At 40.4% G+C, this 21186-nt stretch carries 21 protein-coding genes, 1 tRNA gene and 2 rRNA genes; 14 read left to right on the forward strand and 10 right to left on the reverse strand.

The window, feature by feature from the left end; translation table 11 throughout:
- The 4 genes from BM739_RS03570 to BM739_RS03585 form a co-directional block, all read left to right on the forward strand.
- A 23S ribosomal RNA gene (locus tag BM739_RS03570) occupies positions 1-217 on the forward strand; the annotation flags it as partial.
- Between the two features lie 181 nt (positions 218-398).
- Positions 399-514, forward strand: a 5S ribosomal RNA gene (gene rrf, locus BM739_RS03575).
- Positions 515-623: 109 nt separating this feature from the next.
- Positions 624-700 (forward strand) — tRNA-Asp (locus BM739_RS03580).
- 986 nt (positions 701-1686) lie between these two features.
- Positions 1687-4146 (forward strand): GGDEF domain-containing phosphodiesterase, encoded by a 2460-nt coding sequence (locus tag BM739_RS03585; protein ID WP_076537355.1) that lies wholly within the window; start codon positions 1687-1689, stop codon positions 4144-4146.
- 73 nt (positions 4147-4219) lie between these two features.
- On the opposite strand, the gene BM739_RS03590 is transcribed toward BM739_RS03585, so the two are convergent.
- Positions 4220-4573, reverse strand: coding sequence for a hypothetical protein (locus BM739_RS03590; protein WP_076537357.1), 354 nt, complete (start codon positions 4571-4573; stop codon positions 4220-4222).
- A 14-nt stretch (positions 4574-4587) separates the two neighbouring features.
- On the reverse strand, positions 4588-4854 hold the full coding sequence (locus BM739_RS03595; protein ID WP_076537358.1) for a hypothetical protein: 267 nt from the start codon (positions 4852-4854) through the stop codon (positions 4588-4590).
- Positions 4855-5020: 166 nt separating this feature from the next.
- Between BM739_RS03595 and BM739_RS03600 the strand changes: the two genes are divergently transcribed.
- The 4 genes from BM739_RS03600 (at position 5021) to BM739_RS03615 (ending at position 9227) form a co-directional block, all read left to right on the forward strand.
- Positions 5021-6532 carry a HAMP domain-containing histidine kinase gene (locus BM739_RS03600; RefSeq protein WP_076537893.1) on the forward strand — a complete coding sequence of 504 codons (1512 nt, stop codon included), beginning with the start codon at positions 5021-5023 and terminating at the stop codon, positions 6530-6532.
- Between the two features lie 41 nt (positions 6533-6573).
- Positions 6574-7269: a response regulator gene (locus tag BM739_RS03605; protein WP_076537360.1), complete on the forward strand. Its 696-nt coding sequence runs from the start codon at positions 6574-6576 to the stop codon at positions 7267-7269.
- A 174-nt stretch (positions 7270-7443) separates the two neighbouring features.
- On the forward strand, positions 7444-8313 hold the full coding sequence (locus BM739_RS03610) for a 6-carboxytetrahydropterin synthase (protein ID WP_076537361.1): 870 nt from the start codon (positions 7444-7446) through the stop codon (positions 8311-8313).
- A gap of 50 nt (positions 8314-8363) precedes the next feature.
- Positions 8364-9227 carry a M23 family metallopeptidase gene (locus BM739_RS03615; RefSeq protein WP_076537363.1) on the forward strand — a complete coding sequence of 288 codons (864 nt, stop codon included), beginning with the start codon at positions 8364-8366 and terminating at the stop codon, positions 9225-9227.
- Between the two features lie 82 nt (positions 9228-9309).
- Here the strand turns inward: BM739_RS03615 and BM739_RS03620 are convergent, their stop codons facing one another.
- Together BM739_RS03620 and BM739_RS03625 are read right to left on the reverse strand one after the other, a co-directional pair.
- Positions 9310-9870 (reverse strand): VOC family protein, encoded by a 561-nt coding sequence (locus BM739_RS03620; protein ID WP_076537365.1) that lies wholly within the window; start codon positions 9868-9870, stop codon positions 9310-9312.
- Between the two features lie 84 nt (positions 9871-9954).
- Complete coding sequence (locus BM739_RS03625) at positions 9955-10461, reverse strand: murein L,D-transpeptidase family protein (protein ID WP_083698054.1); 507 nt, start codon at positions 10459-10461, stop codon at positions 9955-9957.
- 172 nt (positions 10462-10633) lie between these two features.
- Here BM739_RS03625 and BM739_RS03630 point away from each other — a divergent pair, with 172 nt between their 5' ends.
- Positions 10634-11494 carry an ion transporter gene (locus tag BM739_RS03630; protein WP_076537366.1) on the forward strand — a complete coding sequence of 287 codons (861 nt, stop codon included), beginning with the start codon at positions 10634-10636 and terminating at the stop codon, positions 11492-11494.
- Complete coding sequence (locus BM739_RS03635) at positions 11491-12999, forward strand: MATE family efflux transporter (protein ID WP_076537368.1); 1509 nt, start codon at positions 11491-11493, stop codon at positions 12997-12999. Before BM739_RS03630 ends, BM739_RS03635 begins: the two co-directional genes overlap by 4 nt.
- A gap of 179 nt (positions 13000-13178) precedes the next feature.
- Here the strand turns inward: BM739_RS03635 and BM739_RS03640 are convergent, their stop codons facing one another.
- The 4 genes from BM739_RS03640 to BM739_RS03655 form a co-directional block, all read right to left on the reverse strand.
- On the reverse strand, positions 13179-13397 hold the full coding sequence (locus tag BM739_RS03640; RefSeq protein WP_076537370.1) for a DUF2986 domain-containing protein: 219 nt from the start codon (positions 13395-13397) through the stop codon (positions 13179-13181).
- Positions 13398-13602: 205 nt separating this feature from the next.
- A complete protein-coding gene (locus BM739_RS03645; RefSeq protein ID WP_076537372.1) occupies positions 13603-14058 on the reverse strand; it encodes a hypothetical protein in 456 nt (151 codons plus the stop codon).
- 153 nt (positions 14059-14211) lie between these two features.
- Positions 14212-14568, reverse strand: a complete 357-nt coding sequence (locus BM739_RS03650; RefSeq protein ID WP_076537374.1) for a glutathione S-transferase N-terminal domain-containing protein — start codon at positions 14566-14568, stop codon at positions 14212-14214.
- A gap of 199 nt (positions 14569-14767) precedes the next feature.
- Positions 14768-17959 carry a DUF748 domain-containing protein gene (locus tag BM739_RS03655; RefSeq protein WP_076537376.1) on the reverse strand — a complete coding sequence of 1064 codons (3192 nt, stop codon included), beginning with the start codon at positions 17957-17959 and terminating at the stop codon, positions 14768-14770.
- 332 nt (positions 17960-18291) lie between these two features.
- Here BM739_RS03655 and BM739_RS03660 point away from each other — a divergent pair, with 332 nt between their 5' ends.
- The 4 genes from BM739_RS03660 to BM739_RS03675 all read left to right on the forward strand — a co-directional run bounded on the left by BM739_RS03660 (position 18292) and on the right by BM739_RS03675 (position 20198).
- Positions 18292-18723, forward strand: coding sequence for a GNAT family N-acetyltransferase (locus tag BM739_RS03660; RefSeq protein WP_076537378.1), 432 nt, complete (start codon positions 18292-18294; stop codon positions 18721-18723).
- A 141-nt stretch (positions 18724-18864) separates the two neighbouring features.
- Entirely contained in the window at positions 18865-19566 is a 702-nt protein-coding gene (locus BM739_RS03665; protein ID WP_139326812.1) for a DUF445 family protein, read from the forward strand.
- A gap of 87 nt (positions 19567-19653) precedes the next feature.
- Positions 19654-20004, forward strand: coding sequence for a VOC family protein (locus BM739_RS03670; RefSeq protein WP_076537382.1), 351 nt, complete (start codon positions 19654-19656; stop codon positions 20002-20004).
- A gap of 41 nt (positions 20005-20045) precedes the next feature.
- Positions 20046-20198: a DUF1289 domain-containing protein gene (locus BM739_RS03675; protein ID WP_254843466.1), complete on the forward strand. Its 153-nt coding sequence runs from the start codon at positions 20046-20048 to the stop codon at positions 20196-20198.
- Positions 20199-20297: 99 nt separating this feature from the next.
- Here BM739_RS03675 and BM739_RS03680 read toward each other — a convergent pair whose 3' ends face one another.
- Positions 20298-20792 carry a GNAT family N-acetyltransferase gene (locus BM739_RS03680; protein ID WP_076537386.1) on the reverse strand — a complete coding sequence of 165 codons (495 nt, stop codon included), beginning with the start codon at positions 20790-20792 and terminating at the stop codon, positions 20298-20300.
- 50 nt (positions 20793-20842) lie between these two features.
- On the reverse strand, positions 20843-21070 hold the full coding sequence (locus tag BM739_RS03685; protein ID WP_076537388.1) for a hypothetical protein: 228 nt from the start codon (positions 21068-21070) through the stop codon (positions 20843-20845).
- Between the last annotated feature and the right edge of the window lie 116 nt (positions 21071-21186).

A 21186-nucleotide genomic window follows, 5' to 3' on the forward strand; every position in this document is an offset into this window, starting at 1 on the left:
GTTCGGGTTGTTATGCCAATAGCATTGCCCGGTAGCTACGTTCGGAATCGATAACCGCTGAAAGCATCTAAGCGGGAAGCGAGTCCTAAGATGAGTCATCCCTAGGAATTTAATTCCTCTAAAGAGCCGTTCGAGACTAGGACGTTGATAGGCAGGGTGTGTAAGCGTTGTGAGGCGTTGAGCTAACCTGTACTAATGACTCGTGAGGCTTAACCATACAACCCAGATGAGTTTTTATCTGAGTTGATGGTAACTAGATTTATTACTTACTGCTAAAGGTAAGGCTTAGTGAAGAATATATAGCGCTTAATGAAGTGCGAACTCAAAAAATCTCGAAAGAGTTATCAGATTTCCGAATTATTATTTACTGCATTTGCGGTAGATAAAGCAAGAATTTGCTTGGTGACAATAGCATTGTGGTACCACCTGATCCCATCCCGAACTCAGTAGTGAAACGCAATCGCGCCGATGATAGTGTGGGGTCTCCCCATGTGAAAGTAGGTCATCGCCAAGCGCCTAATTTACTCGAAAGAGTAGCTTTATTACGATAAAGCGAGTCTACTAACTTTGACACGTTAGCGACTTGAAAAGAATTTAGTATACTGCGTAAGCAATTTACTAAAGGAGCGGTAGTTCAGTTGGTTAGAATACCGGCCTGTCACGCCGGGGGTCGCGGGTTCGAGTCCCGTCCGCTCCGCCAACATTACGATAAGCCCTGCTAGCAATAGCAGGGCTTTTTCGTATCTGTTATTTAAAGAATGAATAATAGTGACATGGGAAAGTGGGTTGCTAAAGCAGCTGTAATTAAGTTGCTTAGACTCTTGATTAGAGATAAACGGCCTGTCACGCCGGGGGGCGCGGGTTCGTCTCTTGATAAGAGTAAGTCCGGTCCGCCAACATGACGATAAGCCCTGCTAGCAATAGCAGGGCTTTTTCGTATCTGTTATTTAAAGAATGAATAATAGTGACCTGCGAAAGTGGGTTGCTAAAGCATCGGTAATTCAGTTACTTAGACTCTTGATTAGAGATAAACGGCCTGTCACGTTGGGGGCGCGGGTTCGTCTCTTGAAAAGAGTAAGTCCGCTCCGCCAACATTAAGATAAGCCCTGCTAGCAATAGCAGGGCTTTTTCGTATCTGTTATTTAAAGAATGAATAATAGTGATATGCGAAAGTAGTTTGCTAAAGCAGCGGAAATTCAGTTGCTTAGATACTTGATTAGAGATAAGCGGCCTGTCACGTCGGGGCGCGGGTTCGTCTCTTGATAAGAGTAAGTCCGCTCCGCCAACATTACGATAAGCCCTGCTAGCAATAGCAGGGCTTTTTCGTCTCTGTAATTTAAAAAACGAATAATAGTGACATGGGAAAGTGGGTTGCTAAAGCAGCGGTAATTCAGTTGCTTGTGATTTCAGAATATCGCTTTTAGTCGTTAAAGTCTCTTTGTCAGTTTATAAAGCCTATTTCAACCGTTTGCGTTGTTTTAAATGAAGAACAGTAGCCTAACGTCACCTAAAACAGCTTGCCAATATCAGTATCTTATAAAATCATACAAATATTTAAGTGATTTATTGTCAGTTAAATGATCTAGCTAGCAGATCCGCGGTTTACTGATTCATTAACTTTGTGTGTGGTTATATAATCAAATATATATATAAGTGAAAAGTTCAATAAGTAGGTTCTTTTTAACAATGCACACAATTCAAAATACCAAAGCTTATTGGCAAAAAACCTTAGATATATCGGCAAAGGCACTGAAAATCGATGTGTGTGCTTTTTTGTTAGATGAACATCAGCAAATGTGTTTTGTGGCAAGTAATCAACAAATTCTTGATAGTGATTTAATTGATTTACAGCAGATAACAACGCCAGTTATAAATGCTATTCCATTATCCAAATTAACCACTAATCAAGTCATATCAATAACCCATAAACAAAAACAATATAGTATCCATCTGCAACCTCTTGTTGATGATTACGGTAAACAATTGGGCTGCTTTTGTGCGATTTATTCTCAATTGTTATCTAAAGATTTTAACTTAGCTTTAATTCACCTCACGGTTGATAGCCTGCAACACTCTTTATCTAAGCTCCACTCCCAACAGCAACAATACCAATCCATTAACTTACAGAATTTCATTAATGCTTTTAGTGAACATATTTGGGTAAAGGATCTTGATGGTAAGTATATTGTCTGTAATCAGAGTATAGAAAATGCTTGGAATAAAAAGACTGGTCAAATAGTCGGAAAAACAGACCATGACTTATTTGATGTTGAAACATCAAGGCTTTTTATCGAGACCGATAACAGTGCCAAGTCGGCGAGAAAACCCATTGTTGTTTCTGAGTGTGAAGGCACAGATCCAAACAATAATCGTCATTGGTTAGAAACAGTCAAAGCGCCATTGATTGACGAAACTGAGACTATACAAGGCATTATTGGTATAACCCGTAATATTGGCCGTCATAGGCAAAATGAGAAACAATTATTATTGGCCGAAAGTGTGGTTGAGAATACCATTAATGGCGTATTGGTTACTGACAGAGACGGCAATATAACTGAGGTTAATAGTGCATTTACTCAGATTACTGGGTTTGAACGTGAAGAGGCTATCGGTCAAAACCCACGTATTTTAAATTCAGGCAAACATGATACTGATTTTTTTGCCAAAATGTGGAATACCTTATTGGTTAAAGGTAAGTGGCATGGTGAAATTTGGAATAAAAGAAAAAACGGTGACATCTTCCCGCAATCGGCCACCATTAATGCGGTTTATGGCCAAGATGACACTATTAACTTTTTTGTTGCTGTATTTTCAGATATGTCAAAGCAGAAAATTAACGAACAAAAACTCGAGAATTTAGCTTACTACGACAATCTAACCCAATTACCGAACCGAGTGTTATTACGATCTAATTTACAAGCTCAGGTAGAACATGCTGCAACTGCACAATCACAACTTGCAGTCATTATGTTTGATGTGGATTTTTTTAAGCATATTAATGACAGTTTAGGTCATGATGTGGGTGATCAATTATTAGTTGAAGTTGCTCGCAGACTTGAAAATCTCAGCCATGATTATTGTCATGTTGGCCGCTTAAGCAGTGATGAATTTGTTATCGTGTTAAATGATCTTACTCAGGATGAGATGCTAGCATCACGGGTCAATCATATTAAGTCATTGATAGAGCAACCATATAGATTTGATGGTATTTCGCTTATTCGAATGACTATCAGTATGGGAGTCTCAGTTTATCCCCATGACTCTTTAAATAGTGAAAATCTATTACAAAACGCCGATACTGCGCTGCACATAGCAAAACAAAGTGGTCGCAACACAGTCACTTTTTACGATTCAGCTATGACGATGAATTCAGTGGAGCATTTGAAAATTCAAAATGCGCTACATGAAGCAATTCAAGAGCAGCATTTTCATTTAGTTTACCAACCTAAATTATCCTTGTGCAGTGGCCAACTGGTCGGGTTAGAGGCGTTGATCCGTTGGGAGCATCATGAGTATGGTTTTATTTCACCAGCTGAGTTTATTCCCGTTGCTGAAAAAACCGGTTTAATTCATGAAATTGGTTTAATGGTATTAAGAATGGCTTGTTATCAAGGCAAGCAATGGCTTGATAATGGTTATGAGTTTGGTCGGATTGCCGTAAACGTTGCCAGTTTGCAGTTTCAGCGCCGTAATTTTATCGACAATGTCGCCAAGATTTTGCAAGAAACCGGAATGCCTGCAAGTTGTCTTGAGTTAGAGATGACTGAAAGCTGCATGATGTATGAACCTGAACAAGTGATCAGTGATTTAAAGCGTTTAGGGGACATGGGAATTCAACTATCTGTTGATGATTTTGGAACCGGTTATTCATCGTTAAGTTATCTCAAAAAGTTACCTATCAATGTGCTTAAAATAGATCAGTCTTTTGTCTGCGATATTCCATTTGATGGCCATAATACTGCAATTGCCAAAGCAATTATTGTTTTAGGCCATGCGCTTAAGCTCGACATCATTGCCGAAGGGGTAGAAACTAAAGAACAAGCGGCATTTTTGTTGGAAAATGGCTGCGATCAAGCCCAAGGTTATTATTTTAGTCGACCACTATTAGCATCAGTACTTACTTCTCAATTAATAAGCAGTAAGTAAAGTCCTTAAATATGGTTTCATTGAGTCATAATTAACAACTTTACTGCACCGGAAAGTCCACTTTGATACTGGCTTATGCGTAGATATCGATTGTGCTGCCAGTTTCGTTTTGGGTTGAAGAGTTGGTTATTTCAGTTAACGTTGTAAGAAACACCTCTCCCATATCAGCTTTTGATAAGGTTTCTGACATTGGCTTTAACTCGTCTAACGTCAATTTTAATGATTCATGTTGCTGTGGACTTAATGCACTTAACATTGATGAAATGTCAGCTTGTTGTTCTTCACTTAAGCTAGATACGGCTTTTTCAAGCCCTGGTGGCGTGCTTCCCGCTGGCGGTGGCCCTTGTGGTCTATCAGGCTTACTATTTGATTGAGTGTTTAGCTGATTTTGTTGTGATGAGATATTATTGCTCATTGATATTTGCATATTAAGCTTCCTATTTATTGACCACGTTTTTGTTTTTGTTGTGGCGGCGTATGGTTATTAGGTACTGCAACGAGCTCTTCATCGATTAAAATGCAGGTCGCTTCAATTTCGTCGCCTTTTGGCGTGGTGAAGCTAACTTGATCTTCAGCGTTTTTATTTTCACATATGGTATAGGCCTCTTGGGGGGGTTTACGCATTTGACGTTTTTCTTGTGCTGTGACATGACCTGACATCAATGCCAGTAAAGGAATAAGGGCGAGTAAAGGGGCTATGCTTTTCATTTCAAATCCATCCTAATTATTACGATATGACTTTAAGTAAAGGCTATGTTTGATTCATCTTCAGGTTAACAATTAAATATGCAGTAATTGTGCAGATTTGATGGAGATTCAAGCCAAGTCATTGTTGTTACTAGTTTGCAGTCTTGTTGGTAGATATACTTACAAAATGAACATATCGAAGAAACTATTTTTGGCCTTTGTGGGCTTAACTAGCATAGTGTTACTTGCGACGTTATCGTTAGCAAGATGGAGTTTTGATCAAGGTTTTCTCAATTATATTAATACCCTAGAGCAAGAGCGCTTAGGGCGTTTATCAACTGCGGTGGCCGATTTATATCAACAGTCAGCGTTTAATTGGCAAAATATTACAGTTGCTCAATACCGGCAATTACTCAGGCTTCATGCTCCAGGCCCGGCACCAAGACCGTTTGTAAGAGGTGATACTTCAGCAAATAGGCAAGGCATGCCACCTCCAGATCGTAGACCGCCACATTTATCTGAGCATAAAAAACCTGCGGGCAGTGCTGTAGAGCATCGACAACCCCCTCACAAAAGGCCCGACAGCAAAAGGTGGGATAGAAGTGCGATTTCAAAGGCGCGTTTTGGGCCGCCAACCGGTATTTACGATAATGACGGTAGCTTACTTGCTGGCGATGCTATTGAAGATCGTAATAAGGCCACTTATGTCCCTGTGACTTATAAAGGTGAGCTAATAGCGAAATTATATAGCTCCCCCATTGTGAAAGTTAACAGTGAATCGGCGGCAATTTTTTCGCAACAACAGCTTTGGACCACACTCTGGATAGGTTTGGGCTGCTTGTTACTGGCAAGTATCATTTCATGGCTGTTAGCTCGGTTTTTATTAGTGCCAGTGAAAGAGGTGGTTAAAGGCATTTCATATCTTTCAAAAGGAAATTATAACGAACGTTTTTCGCAGCAACGCCAAGATGAATTAGGTCAATTGATGAATGACATTGACCACCTAGCGATGATCTTAGATAAAACTCGCACTGCGAAAAATAGGTGGTTTGCTGATATATCACATGAGCTTCGAACCCCCTTAAGTATATTGTGTGGTGAAATTGATGCTATTAAAGCGGGCATTCGACAATTTGATCAGCAGCAACTTGAGTCGCTAGAGCAAGAAGTTATCCGCATTAAACATCTAGTCGATGATTTATACCAATTGTCTTTATCCGATGTCGGTGGGCTTAAATACAATATCCAACCCATGGATCTGACCGAGTGTATTTCAGACACCATCGCCTCATTAGGAAATAAGATTTCTGCTAAAGGTTTAGCTTATCGCTTTAACCATATTGAGCCGGTACTTATTAATGCTGATAAAATGAGAATGCAGCAATTAGTTTCTAATGTCATATTAAATTCAGTCGCTTATACAGATTCTCCGGGCAATATTGATATCGATTTAATTCAGCAAAATACCAAAGTGCTGCTATTGATCAATGATACTAAACCTTCGGTGGCCACAGCTGAGTGTGAATTACTGTTTGAGGCATTGCATCGACAAGATAGCTCTCGAGTACGCCGTAGTAATGGCGCTGGCCTTGGGCTCACTATTTGTCGAAATATTGTCGAAGCCCACAAAGGGACAATTACCGCAAGGCCTTCTAATCTCGGCGGTTTATGTATTGAAATTGTATTGCCATTGGCCTAGGCATTTGGCTGTTGTTACATGTAACGGAGTATTCATCGATCATGAATAATCATTATCAAAATAAACGCGTATTGATTGTAGAGGATGAGCCCAAAATAGCCCAAGTGCTTGTGGATTTTTTAACCCTTGAAGGTTTTGTCACTACGGTTTTACACGATGGGGTTGATGCTGTCGCAAGGATTCAACATGACGCTATTGATTTTGTCATTTTAGATTTAATGTTACCGCACAAAGATGGCCTAACTATCTGTAAAGAAGTGCGGTTATTTTCAAACGTGCCAATTTTGATGTTAACTGCGCGCGTTGAAGAGATAGATCGTTTAATTGGCTTAGAAATTGGCGCTGATGACTATGTGTGTAAACCCTTTTCAGCAAGGGAAGTGGTAGCAAGGGTTAAAACAATTCTTAGACGAATGGAGCCTAACACTCAAGTTGCTGAAGATGAAATAGCCTATAAGCATCTAGTGATAAACCTTGAGCGCTTTAAATGCCACGCTGCTAGTGTAGAGGTTGATTTAACCCCCGTTGAGTTTAGGCTTTTACATACTATGCTTAAAAGACCGGGCGTGGTGCATTCCCGTGACAGTTTAATGCAAGTTTGCTATGTCGATGACAGGGTTGTGAGCTCTCGCACCATTGACAGTCATATCAAAAACTTACGTTCAAAATTATTACTCAATAATAAACAAGCTGATTTACTGCACTCTATATATGGTGTGGGTTATAAAATTGAGTAGCTTTGCTTTTACTCTTGTTCATTGTGCTGATGAGTTTTTTACTATATTTGCTGATGTTTCTCGCGCCTTGGTCTGCTTTTGTTTAGAATAGCCTTAATTTTAGGATCCCGTTAGCCATCGCTATTTGGGACACTTTTAAACTGAGACGGACTGTTTTTCTGTCTAGGAGCTTGAATGCAACTGTTTGTAAAAGATTTAACCGTGATCGACTTTTCTTATTTATGTCCAATTCGCGGCATGGTGGGCGAAAGCTGGATTGTCGATGTATTGCTTGATGGCGGTTTAGATGAGCAAAATATGGTGCTCGATTTTTCTAAAGTTAAAAAGACCATCAAAAGCACCATTGATGATGTAGCAGATCACCGGCTATTAATACCTACAGCCTGTAGCGACGTTCGTTGGCAGCAGCAGGGCGACAGAGTATGGATGGATTTCACCAGCCAGCAAGGTGATATTCATCTGGCATGCCCATCACAAGCATTTGCGCTTATTCCTACTGAAGTTATCGATTTTGAAAGCGTTAATGCGTTTTTAATTAAAGCATTACGTGAAGCACTGCCTGATAACGTTCAAGGCATTAGCTTAACTTTACGCACTGAGGTGCTTGAAAGTCCTTATTATCACTACACCCATGGTTTACGAAAGCATGACGGTAACTGCCAGCGTATTGCTCACGGTCACCGCAGTCCAATAACTGTGTTTGAAAATGGCATTGCTGCGCCTAAATGGGATAAATACTGGGCCGATCGCTGGCAAGATATTTACTTAGGCAGTGAAGAAGACGTTGTCTCTGTGCACGCCTTAGCATTATCACCGCAAACCCATATCTCTGATGACAGCCATTTGGGCTTTCATTATCAAGCCCCACAAGGTGACTTTCAATTGGCAATGCCAAAAGCGAATTGTGACATCATTCCCCACGACACCACTGTTGAGTTGCTAGCACAATTTATTGCTGAAACTATGGCGGTTAAATCTCCTGATTCTGTGTTCAAAGTTATAGCTTTTGAAGGTGTGGGTAAAGGCGCCATTGCCGTTAAGTAAACTTAGCATTTTAAGTGTTAGCTGAATTAGCAAGGATTAAGGTTGTTTATATGTTTTTGAAAGGATTAAAACTATCTTCACTGGTTATGGTTACGCTCTTTTCTGTAGCCAGTTATGGCAGTATTAATTTACAAGGCAAGTTAGAGCAAGGCGCGTTAGTTCGCGGCACTGTTCCTGCGGGTAGCGCAGTTAAGCTTAATGGTGAAGTGGTAAAAGTGACACCTAAAGGCCAATTTGCTATTGGTTTTGATCGCGAAGCAAAAACAGAGCAGCTGCTAGAAGTGACTTATCCTGATGGGTTAACACAACTTAAACCGCTGACGATTGCTAGCCGTGAATATAAAATTGATCGCTTAACCGGTATTAGTAAAAAAATCATGCAGCCAGATCCTGTGGCGCAAGCACGAGCAGCAAAAGACTCAAAGCAAACTCGCGCCGCACGTAATGTGTTCAGTGAGCAAGATGCCTTTATGCAAGCGTTTATCTGGCCGGTAACCGGCCGGATTTCTGGGGTTTATGGCAGTCAGCGAGTTTACAATGGTAAGCCGGGTAACCCACATTATGGTGTAGATGTTGCCCGTCCTACCGGAACAGTTGTCGTGTCTCCGGCCGATGGGGTTATTACCTTATCAGAGCCAGATATGTTCTATTCAGGCGGCACGTTAATCATTGATCATGGATATGGTATTAACTCAACTTTTTTACATCTGAGTAAGTTATATGCCAAAGAAGGTGATGTGGTCACACAAGGCCAACCACTAGCTGAAATCGGCGCTACAGGGCGGGTGACCGGCCCGCATCTAGATTGGCGTTTGAACTGGTTCCAAAAGCGTCTGGATCCTGTGTCAATTGTGCCGTCAATGAAGAGTGTGCTTGCGGCTGAAAACAAGGCTAAAACCGCAGAAAAGCAATAAGCCAATATTACGACAAATATCCCTTCTTAAACAGGGCAGGTACTTAAAGCCGTTATGTTAATAACGGCTTTTTTATGTCCTTTTAATCTTGCTCGCTAGCAATAATGGTTTCGATCCCTAGTGCGTGCACTTTGACGCAAATGCCGTTGGCTTTAAAGGCAATTGTGGGGTTGGCTAAGCGTTCATTATCCCCTTTAGGCGAGCTTTGCTTAACTTTAATGGCTGTTTCACCGGCGATGATAGGGGCGAGTGTCGGCACTTTTTCAACTAACTCGGTAACTAATTGCTCGCAGGTTTGTGCAGTAGAAGGCATGACTAGCTCAACATGTTCCCAGCCTTCAACGGGATAGCTTTTATCTGCTGGGTAGGGCAGTTCAACACAGCTAACGTTTTTATCTGCCAGTGTCAGTGGCTGGGTCAGTTTAATGATCAATATCGGTCGGCCATTAATCATATTGTTCGAAATCACTTCACCGTGCTCGCTGAATTGCTCTGTGAGTAATCTTGCTTTATCTGCGTCATTGACTCTTAAAGCGCAGTGATCACATTCAAGCGACAGTTTATCTAAACCAAGTTGGCTAATAAAGGCGTTAATACGTGCGCTAAATTCTGGCCAAGTTTCTATTAAATAAGGGTAATTCATCGGTAGTATCCGTTTGTATAGGCTGGAGTATTAGTCACACTCAACCGCGATCACGATATTGTTAATATAATTAAGCTGTGAAGGTTATGGCCAAATTTCGATTGGGGTGCCTTCTTCGATGACTCGCCAGAGCTCATCCATTTCTTTATTGGTCACCGCAATACAGCCGTTAGTCCAATTGTATTGCTGAGCTTGTTCAGGGGTTAATTCTGAGTTGGGGTTTTGGCCGTGGATCATAATCATGCCGCCAGGACTAACACCTAGGGCATTGGCACGTAATTTATCTTCTTCATTAGGGTAAGAAATATGAATTGATTTATAAAATGCACTGTCTGACTTTTTATAGTCTAAAACATAACGGCCTTGGGGTGTACGTTGATCGCCTTCTTTAAATTTATGGCCTTGTGGGGCATCGCCCATGGCAATTTGATAGGTTTTTAATACCTTGCCTTGCTGGTAGATTGACATTTTAGCTTCTGACTTGTTCACCACAACTAAATCAACTTTTGCTTGAGTTAATTTATCAACAGACGCAAGAACCGTACTAGACTGTAAAATGACGATAAAAATAAGGGATTTAACCAAGCGCATGCAGACTCCAAAAAAGCAGGATTTTCTAATTTGTTTTATGTTAATAATGTTAACATGAGTATCAGTTCAAAATATGCTTCGCATAAAAATGATTAGAGCTGATATCGTTAGTGATAATACCTTACTTTTTCCTTGGGGCGGTATTAAATTTAAGTGGATTGTAGAGTAACCCATGACGTTAGAAGATAAACACGATAACCATTATAAAAAGCAAATCCGAACCATTATATTTGGTACCGATACCCCTTTGGGTAAAGGCTTTGATATAACACTGATTATTTGTATTTTACTTAGTGTAACGCTGATTGTCTTAGACACGATAGATAGCGTTCATACTCAATATGGCCAAGCGATTTATTACGCTGAATGGGGGTTTACTTGGTTATTTACCTTTGAGTATTTGCTGAGAATATACGGCTCACTTAATCGCTGGTCCTATATGCGTAGCTTTTATGGCATTGTGGATTTAATGTCAATTCTGCCAAGCTTTTTAGCGCTGATTATTCCAGGAGCCAATATTTCATTGGCCTTTAGAGTATTACGCTTATTCAGAATTTTCAGAGTGTTAAAGTTATTACGCTATTTAAGTGAAGGCAATATTTTACTTAAGGCGATGATCCACGCCAGACGCAAAGTGTTTATCTTCTTCTTTTCAGTGAGCCTGATTATTATGGCGCTGAGTGTGGTGATGTATGTGGTTGAAGGCCCAAGTAACGGCTTTACTTCGATCCCTAAATCCATGTATTGGACTATCGTTACCATAACCACGGTAGGATATGGTGATATCACCCCGCAAACCAATTTAGGTCAAGCCATTGCATCGCTGACCATGTTGATAGGTTATTCTATTATTGCGATCCCAACGGGGATATTAACTGCTGAAATTTCTCATGAAATGGGCGCAGAAAGAGAACTCAATAAAGATTTAAGAAAATGCAGTAACTGCGGCGCTCGTGGGCATCAATTACAGGCTTTATTTTGCCATCACTGTGGCAGCGAGTTAGAAAGCAGCAATCCTGAAGGGGAATCATGACCGAAGCTAAATTTGTTCAAGGGCCAATATTGCGTCATATATTGGTTATGAGCTCCACCGCTGCAGTGGGTATTTCTGCGCTGTTTGTGGTGGATTTATTAGATATCTTTTTCCTCAGTTTACTGGGTGAGTTGGAATTAGCTGCCGCCGTGGGCTATGCCGGGGCGATTTCTTTTTTTACCACTTCAATTGGGATTGGTTTATCCATTGCGCTTGGTGCGCTTGTTTCCCGAGCTGTTGGCGCTAAAAATATGGTGCTAGCTAAAAGAATGTTGCTTAACAGCGCGCTGATCTCTCTGCTAACCAGCATTTTTGTTGCGATTGTGGTGTTTATATTTATTCCCGATTTATTGGCTCTCATTGGCGCAACGGGGAAAACAGCGCTGCTGGCGCAAAGTTATCTGCAAATTTTGGTGCCTTCTTTACCTTTTATTTGCTTAGCGATGGCGTTAGGCGGCGCTTTGAGAGCCATTGGCGATGCGAAATTGTCCATGCTATCCACCTTGGCGGGTGGCGGTGTAAATTTGGTACTAGACCCGATCTTTATTTTTGCCTTAGGGATGGGCATTGAAGGCGCGGCAATTGCCTCGGTTATTGCCCGAATTGCGGTATTTGTGGTCTCTGCCAGAGGGATCATTGTGAAACATAACATGTTAGGCCAGTTTAACCGTCAGCATTTTATTGAAGATATTAGTATTGTATATTCCATTGCTCTGCCTGCGATGATTACCAATGTGGCGACGCCAATTGGTAACGCGGTGGTCACTAAAGCGGTTGCTGATTTTGGTGACAGTTATGTTGCAGGTTGGGCGGTGCTTGGCAGGTTAATCCCCGTAAGCTTTGGGATGATTTTTGCTTTAAGCGGCGCAGTAGGGCCTATTATCGGGCAAAACTATGGCGCGCAAGAATTTGAACGGGTAAAAGAAAGCTTAACCAAGGCGATTCAATTTTGTTTTGTTTACGTGTTAGTGGTGTCGTTATTGCTGTTTTTATCCCGAAATGTGATTGTGTCAGCCTTTGATATGAAAGGTGACGCAGCAGATATTATTTTGTTTTTCTGTAAATACATTGCGATATTTTTCGTGTTTTCAGGGGTGTTATTTGTCGCTAATGCTGCATTTAATAATCTTGGTAAACCCAAGTATTCAACCTTTTTCAATGTAGGTAAAGCGACCTTAGGTACCATTCCTTTTGTATATTTTGGCGCACAAATGGGCGGGGTATATGGCGTCTTAATTGGTCAAGCGGTTGGGTCTATTTTATTTGGGGTTGGCGGAGTGTGGTTAGGTTATCGTTTGGTTGGTAAGCTTCAAGCGGCTTCACAAGGGCCGCAACAGCAAATTAAGCCGCAGACTATTGATGATAAGATTGAATTAGAAATGAGCCCGACGAGCTCACCTCAGTCGTCATCATATATTCAGTTAGCGCAATTAAACGAAGAGCCATTGTGTGAAGAGATTGTCCGAGATGGGGATTTAGATAATCCGCGGACGCCGAAAAGCTAGCGCATAACAGATTGACTCAAGTCGCTGTCTGAATCCTGTCTTGTAAAGCTTTATTGAGCAACAGGATCTAAAAAGCCCTCAACATAATATGTTGAGGGCTTTTTTTTAATAATCTTTTTATAAAGAATTTTTATAAAGGTCTTTTGTAAAAGTGTTTTTATAAAAACCTTTTGTGGTGATTAAGCTTGGGTATTTTCCTTGGCTTCAACCACTTCAGCTACAGAGTTGTTGTCTGCAGCTAACAATTGTTGCTCTTCTTCTAAAGCAATTCGCGCGCGCTCAGCTTTTGAAATATAGCCAACCTTTGGATTTTTTTGCGGATTATCCGGCGTAATTTTATTTTTTTTTGCTTTAGCCCGCTTGGCGGTCTTTTTTATCATTAGCTGTTTTCTGTTCATGATACTTGGTAACTCTTTTAAAAAGTGCCAGCAGGGCACGATTTGGAAAATAAAATTAGCTAGTGGTGCGCTAAGCTAAATGTCTTGAATAGCGCTAAGTTTAGCGCAATCTACTATGGGTATACAGTATAACTGCGTTATTTATTGATCTTGTGCTAATTAGGTAGTTTGAATGTTAATGTAATTCACATTTAGGCACCGAAGGTTAATACTTACGGCTAAATTTCTGAATATCAGCTTCAGTTGCGCCATCATTGCATTCGCCTCGAATCTCACCTCTGCCTTCACTGACATTGCGATGCAGTACAATATAGCCTTCTTTACAGTAGCCATTCATATCGAGGGTTTTCTCTAGCCCTAAATCCACCTGAGCACTCCATAGCGCTAAAAAGTCGGCTCGGCGCTCCTGTTCTCTTGCATAACTGCGGGCATCTTGTTTACGGCGATTAACCCGCTGCTGATGTGGTAGTGGATCTTCTATACCGCGGTCTGTTGCATTGGCTACCTTGGCTTTATAGGTAAACAGTTTAATGCCTTCCCCTTTTATTGATGAGCTAAAGGTATCTCTGTATTTACCAGCGAATAATTCGGGATCGGGTGCTTGGGTTGCACATGCACTGAGGAGTAATGTACTGGTAAGCGTAAATAAAAACTTGAACACTAAATTAATCCTTCTGGATTTTTATCTGTAACAAATAGCTGTCAGATATTGGCGATGGCTGATTGCGGGCTTGAGGCTGCTTGTTATCAAGGGCGTAAAACAAATGTACTGGCTTAAATCAATTCAAGCCAGTCATTATCTCAGTAAAAGCGCTTAAGCGTATTGTTTCGATAAATAAGCAATAATGTCTTTAGACTCATACATCCACTGGGTTTGACCATCTTGCTGTATTTTTAAACATGGCACTTTTAAGTGACCACCTTCATTAACCAGTTGCTGTTTATGAACCTCTTGCTTGGCATCAACTGTAGCAATATTAAGGCCTTGGCGACGAATTGAACGGCGCACCTTTACGCAGAAAGGGCAAGCGGCATATTGATAAAGGGCTAACGATTTTGTTTGTTCATCAATTTTAGCTTGTTCAATGATAGGTCGCTGACGCTTTTTAGGTGGGAAAACAAAGTTAAGTAATAAGATGATACGGCCAAGGATCCAACGAATGACAAACATACTACTTCCTTAAATATTCAGTTTTAATAATTGATATTGTTATTTTATATAATGGATTACACAGCTTTAGTGATAATCCATTTTTCTAGCAATCCATTTTGCCACAGTTTACGTGATGTTTATCACAGAGAACAGCACTGTATCTATTACAGTGCTGATCTAAATGGTTAGTGAGGCTTTGTTTTGAATCGAATTTTGTTTAGTTGGCATCCAGAGTCAAGGTAGCTAAGGCCGCATTTTTGTCGGTATTGACTCTGCTTTCTAAAATAAACACTCGACTTGGGTCGATTTGAGCCTGCTCGACCAGAAAGGTTTTAACCGCGTTAGCACGTTGCTGTGCTAATTCACCGAGTTGGTCTGCTGAGATATCTTGCTGATTAAGAGTAAAGTTATATAAAGCGATGTGCCAGCGGGTTTGAAGCTCAACAGTGTCAATTTGTGGGTGCTCTTCACTAATGGCTTGTTTAATTAACTGCGGATCAAGTTGTAAATCTGCTTGATATAATTCAATTAATGCGTCAGTTAATGGCCCTTGCTGAGGGTATTGGCTTGCAGATAAATCCGCCGGTAATTCCCCTGCGGGTATTTGTGCTAATTGCGCCAGCTTTTTATGTAACAGCTGTACTTGCAAGGCTTGTTGGTCGTTAACTAAATCAACGTCACCTCTAACATTAAGCTTCAGTAGCGGTCTATCGTTAAGGGCCTTTGCCAGTGATGTTAATGTGCTTTGCTGCTTATCGGTAATTTCAAATTGACCATAATCAAAGGCAATTTTATCCATTTCGTCATCATCACCGCCAACTAAACCTGCCAACAGTGAAAACGGCGCTGTGATCGCTTTGGTAATGACGTTAGTGATAGCGGTCATTACAATGCCGCCAATGCTGAAACTTGGCGAGTCTAAATCGCCATCAACATCAACCCCAAGGTCAATCACGCCATGTCGGTCTTGCAATAGGGCAATAGCCAAGGTGATAGGCAAAGAGGTGGCAAGGGAGCTATCTGTGGGTTTACCCAGTTGTAATTGATCAATAACCAAGTGATTGCTGCCCACTAATTGATTATTTTCAAGCTGATAATTAAGCGCTAGCGACAATTGGCCTTTGTCGATGTAATAGCCTGCGTAGGTACCAGAATAGGGGTTAACCGAAGTGAGCTCCACCTTATTAAAGGCTAAGTTTAAATCAAGGTATGGGTTAGCTAATAGCGGGTTTACATCGCCTTTTAACGTCACAGGGGCATATTTATCGATTTTACCGGCTAAATCGACAGAGGCTCTAGTGTCTGGGTTAGTAGATAATTGGGTGATCTCACCATTAAGCTGCTCAATTCCTGAGGCAAAGTTTGGCGTTAATGAATTATCGGCAAAGAAGGCGGAGCTATCTTTAAAAGCAATTCTATTAATCGTTAAGTTAAATGGTGCTTCAGTGGTATCTGCGGTGGCGATTTGGGCGTTGATTTGCGCTTGTGCTTCATTGTTTGCAGTTGATGCGGTCTCTGCAGTTGCTGTTTCAGCTGTTGTTTCAGCTGCAGCCTCGGTGTCGGCCGCATTATCAGCGGACGGAACTTGGCTAACGACTAAATCGGCAATGTTAGTGCTTCTATCTTCAGCAATGATCAAACGGCTAAACAGGGTATCAAACAAGATTTCATCAATGGCTAGTGACTTAGCTTGTTGATCAAATTTAAGCTCACTGACAGTCATTGCTTGCCAGTTTAGCAGTGGCTGTTTAAGCAAATTATCTTTTATCTTTAAATCAATGATTGAAGCTTGGCCTTGATAGATTAATTTATCCTTAGTATCGGCACTGATATGACCTTTGGTACTGAAAAAACCGGATTCAAGGGTGATGTTCATAAATGGCGAGATATAGGGCTGTAACTTAGCTAAGCTGGCATTTTGATAATCAAGTTCGGCTTCTAAATTGATATTTTTAGCATCAAATTGGCCGCTAGAATCAATGCGGCTTTGATTATTGATATCAACGCCCAACTGGTAGCTTAGGGGTAATGATAGATCAGATTTAAATTGCTCTGTTGACAGTGATAAGCCACTAAACAGCCAATAATTTTCAAGCTCTGTGGCAACACTTTCAGTGACTTCAATTTTATAGTCACTTAGGTTCAGTTTATTTAACGTGACTAGCCATTGTGGTTCATTTTCAGTATTTGAGTTTGGCTCAATGACGTCAGTGTTAGCGTTTTTAGGTGCATTAATCGTTGAATTAGCTGCAGGCTCTGAGGTGCCTAAAATGTGCTCAAGCTGTTCAAGTTTTGGTGAGAATAAATTCACGAAATTGATATTCTCTGTCGCTGCAGTAAGCCAGAAGTCAGCATTGTTTGTTTGCAGCTCATTGATATCAATGCTGCGCTTGGCCGTTGATACGGTTATCCCATTAAGAGCAAGTAAACCAATACTGGCGACGTTTCTGTTAGCATCTTTGGCGGTTAAATTTTTTAGGGCAAAATCAGTGTTTGTTAGTGTAACTTCGATTGGGGTTTCAGCGCTTTGTTGCGTAATTAAAAAGGTGCTATTGAGCTTGAGATCAGCAGAGGTAAGGCTAGCTTCAAATAAGCTATCGACCAAACGCCAATAAGGCGTTACTGACAGTGAATTGACATCCAATTGGCCATTAACCATAAGTGGGCTAAGTTGCATTTGGCCATTGAGGGCAATTTTACCGGTTTGATTATCATCAAGTGTTAATGAAAATTGATTGGCATTAGGGCTGTTATCTAATAGCGCCGTGGTGCTAAATTGCTTTAATAATATTGATATATCGTTATAGCTTAAAACTGAGTCGGTGATCTCATCAGTTATCTTTATATTGGCATTGGCGAAAGTAAAATTATTGATGTTGAAGCTTAATGGTTCAGCATCATTTGGCTCTGGCTTGGCTTCTTCATCAGCCGAATTGTTGGCTAAGGTGGTGACAATATCAGAAAAATTATACAGGTAAGCACTATTTGATGCGTTTGCACTGTTTGATGCGTTAGTACTTGGCGCCAATCGCGATAAAGCCACATCAGTGCCATCGATAGTGAGATAATCTAGTGAAACATCCAAATTGAAAATTGACTGCCACACCATAATATCGGTGGCAATATGGTTAATGTTTACAAAGGTGTTGGCGGCATCAGTTTCAGCGATAGCGATGTTATCGACACTTAATTCAAAACTAAATGGGTTAACTTTAATCGCTTCAATGCTGACATCTCTACCGAGTAGGGCCGATAGGCTTTTAGGCAGTTGCTTGGTGGCAATATAAGGGATCAATAAGCCTAATGTCATGACAAAAATCAGATACAACACCGCTGCAGTGATGGCTATTTTTTGGTAACGCGGGCGTTGTTTGAATGCTAATGTTAACGCTTTTAAAGATGACTTCATAAACATCGAGCCTATTGCTTAATAATGGCTATAGTGGAGTTTAGACATTTTAACCAAATTAAGGTTCAGTTACTCGTCTGTTTTAAGAATATTTTACAAATTATCTTCATTTGCTTTTTAAATAGACAATTGCAAGGTTACAAATTAAGCTTATGTATTAATGAATAATTTCATCATTTAGATTTTTGGGCTGCTGTGGTATCAAATTACCTGTCTTGGTTAGCTATATAGATTAATCAATGCTTTATCTCGTGGTGTAATAGCTAAGGGTAATTTCTTACTCAGATATAGCTATTGTATGGTTTGATTCTCTTATTAAAAAGGATGCAAGGATGCAAATTCGACTCGCTTCTGAACTCGACCTCGATGTTTTGGTCACACTATTTGATGATTACAGGCAAAGCTTAGGCTTTGATGCTGAGCCGCAAAAGTGTCGTCACTTTGTTGCCACGCGCTTAGCTGAAAACGACTCGATGATATTCGTCGCCTTAGAAGATGATCGCCCGTTAGGTTTTGTGCAATTATATCCATCCTACTCATCTTTATTATTAAAACCGGTCTGGTATTTTGATGATGTGTTCGTTGCTGACGAGTTTCGCGGTAAAGGCATAGCCACAGCACTGATTAACAAAGCAAAAAGCTTAGCTCAAGGCACAGAGGTTCTTTTTGTTAAGCGCACCCAAGTGGTTAACGATGAATTGGTACCTTCGCTAACAAACATCACTGACACTGAAGGCTTGTACCTTTATCATTGTGAGCCCTGATTATTACTAACTTTAGTCGTTACAAACATTAGTCATACAATTTTTAGTTAAAAATGTACTATTGATTCAGGCAAGCCCTAGTATCTAACCTTTGGAAATTGATAAAATGCCAAAGGTTTTTTTATGTCCGAGGATTTTAGATTGAACAAGAGTTTAATAGTCAATGTCATCGCCGCTGCATTAGTTGTTGCGGGGCATTTTTTAGCTTTATCAGTGGTTTTTACTATTGGTTTATTTGCCTTGTCAGGCGCAGTGACAAACTGGCTGGCAGTGCATATGTTATTTGAAAAAGTACCAGGCTTATATGGCTCTGGTGTGATCCCATCACGCTTTGAAGAGTTTAAAGGCGGCATTAAGCATTTAATGATGGAGCAATTTTTCACTCAAGAAAATATTGATCGATTACTGACTGAAAATAATGCTTCAGCAATCGACTTAACACCGGTAATTGAGAAGGTGGATTTAGAGCCATCTTTTGATGCGTTAATCACTACAGTAGAGCAATCATCATTTGGTGGCATGCTAGCAATGTTTGGCGGTACAGAAGCATTAATACCGCTAAAAGAGCCTTTTATTGAAAAAATGAAGCTCTCGCTGACAGAGCTTGCCCAAAGTGAAGAATTTAATCAAATCCTCATTAACGAGTTAGAACAGCCCAACGTGATGGCGGATTTACAAGCAAAAGTTGCTAATATTGTTGAGCAACGTTTAAATGAATTAACCCCTGAAATGGTTAAAGATATCATTCAAGAAATGATCCGTAAGCACTTAGGTTGGCTGGTCGTTTGGGGTGGGGTATTTGGCGGTATTATTGGCGCCATTGCTGCATTAGTACAAGCTTAAGGGTAGTAACTTACTTAGACTAAGCATCGACAATAGCCCTAAACTCCACTATTTTTAAGCAAGTGGGTGTCAACTGAAGGAGTGCCAATGTCTCAGCATCATAAGATTAACTATATAGAGTTACCGGTTAAAGATTTGGCTAAGACAAAGGCATTCTTTACCGAAGCATTTGGTTGGCAATTTAAAGATTATGGCCCTGAGTACAGCTGCTTTTTGGATGCGGGTATTGAAGGCGGGTTTTATGTTGCAAAGCAAAACTTTAAGGTTAGCCGTGGCTGCCCACTTATCGTGTTATACAGCCAATGTTTAGAAACCAGCCAGCGGAAAATTATTGCTGCTGGTGGCAGTATTGTTAAAGCGATATTTAGCTTTCCTGGCGGAAAACGATTTCATTTCGACGATATTAACGGCAATGAATATGCCGTTTGGTCAGAATAATGATCGCCTCCAGTGGCTCGAATGGCCCCCGTAATCCTTGTATGGCAAATTGCTGCTTAGATGAAGCGGATATTTGTCTTGGTTGCCATCGAAGCTATGATGAAATTCTAGCTTGGCATACTATGAATGATGCTGAAAAACAGGCTTTAGTTGATCGTTTAAAAATTAGGGCACAGCAAAGAAAGTCCTATTAATCGGGCGATTGAATATATGCTGATTAAAAAGCGCTGCTAAACAATATGGTTAGCAGCGCTTTTTGGTTAATGCGGCTTTTAAAGCATCATGGGTTAAAGTTACTGTTCTATCTCAGTTTTGAACAGTTTGAAACCGCGAGCTTGATAATTGAGTAAGGCACTAGGGTGATCTAAAGAGCAGGTATGTACCCACACCCGCTGGGTGCCGGAAAGTGCCCATGCTTTCTCAATGGCTTGGCTTAGTAAATAGCCGCCCATTCCTTGGCCAATAAAACGATTGCCTAAACCAAAGTACATGATTTCAACGTTACCTTGTGGCTGTTGTTGCAGCTCAAAATAACCCGCTGGCGAGCCTTGAACATAAGCCACATAAAGATGTAAGTTTTCAGCTTCGCTGTAAGCTTGCCATTGCTCATCAGTCCAAGACAACTTGTCGGTCCATTCCCAAGCACTCCCCACAAACTGATATAAAAATTTATTAAATTCAAATTGTTGTTTTTCAGCTTTAACGATTGTTAGCTCTTTTGGATCAGTTTTAGGGTTTAGCTGTTTGAGGGATAGCATTTCAAGATGAAAAATGGAAACGGATGACATAGTGTTCCTTGGTTGATTACGAGAGTCTCGATTATCAATTAATGATGATTTTATATTGAGCTATTTGTGATTGAAGGTTCGCTTTTTAACGCCAGAACTGCAATAAAAATTAGCGCTAATGGCGGCATGAATGACAGTAAAAATCCAATAGCTGAAATTGTTTTTGGATTGCTGGTTTTACTTTTACCCAATTTATAACTCATCCAAGTGATAAAAATAATAAATGGAACCCAAAGAAATGTTAGCAATTGGCCTAATAACGTAGCGTTAATACTCATAATTTAATCCTTTAAATAGATGGTTTAATAGCAAAACTTATCAACAAATAAGGTTATTAACAAGTTTAATAAAGCATAAGTTTTTGTGTCTATATCAAAAAGCCACCCAATGGGTG

This window comes from Shewanella sp. UCD-KL21, assembly GCF_001957135.1.
Classification (GTDB): domain Bacteria; phylum Pseudomonadota; class Gammaproteobacteria; order Enterobacterales; family Shewanellaceae; genus Shewanella.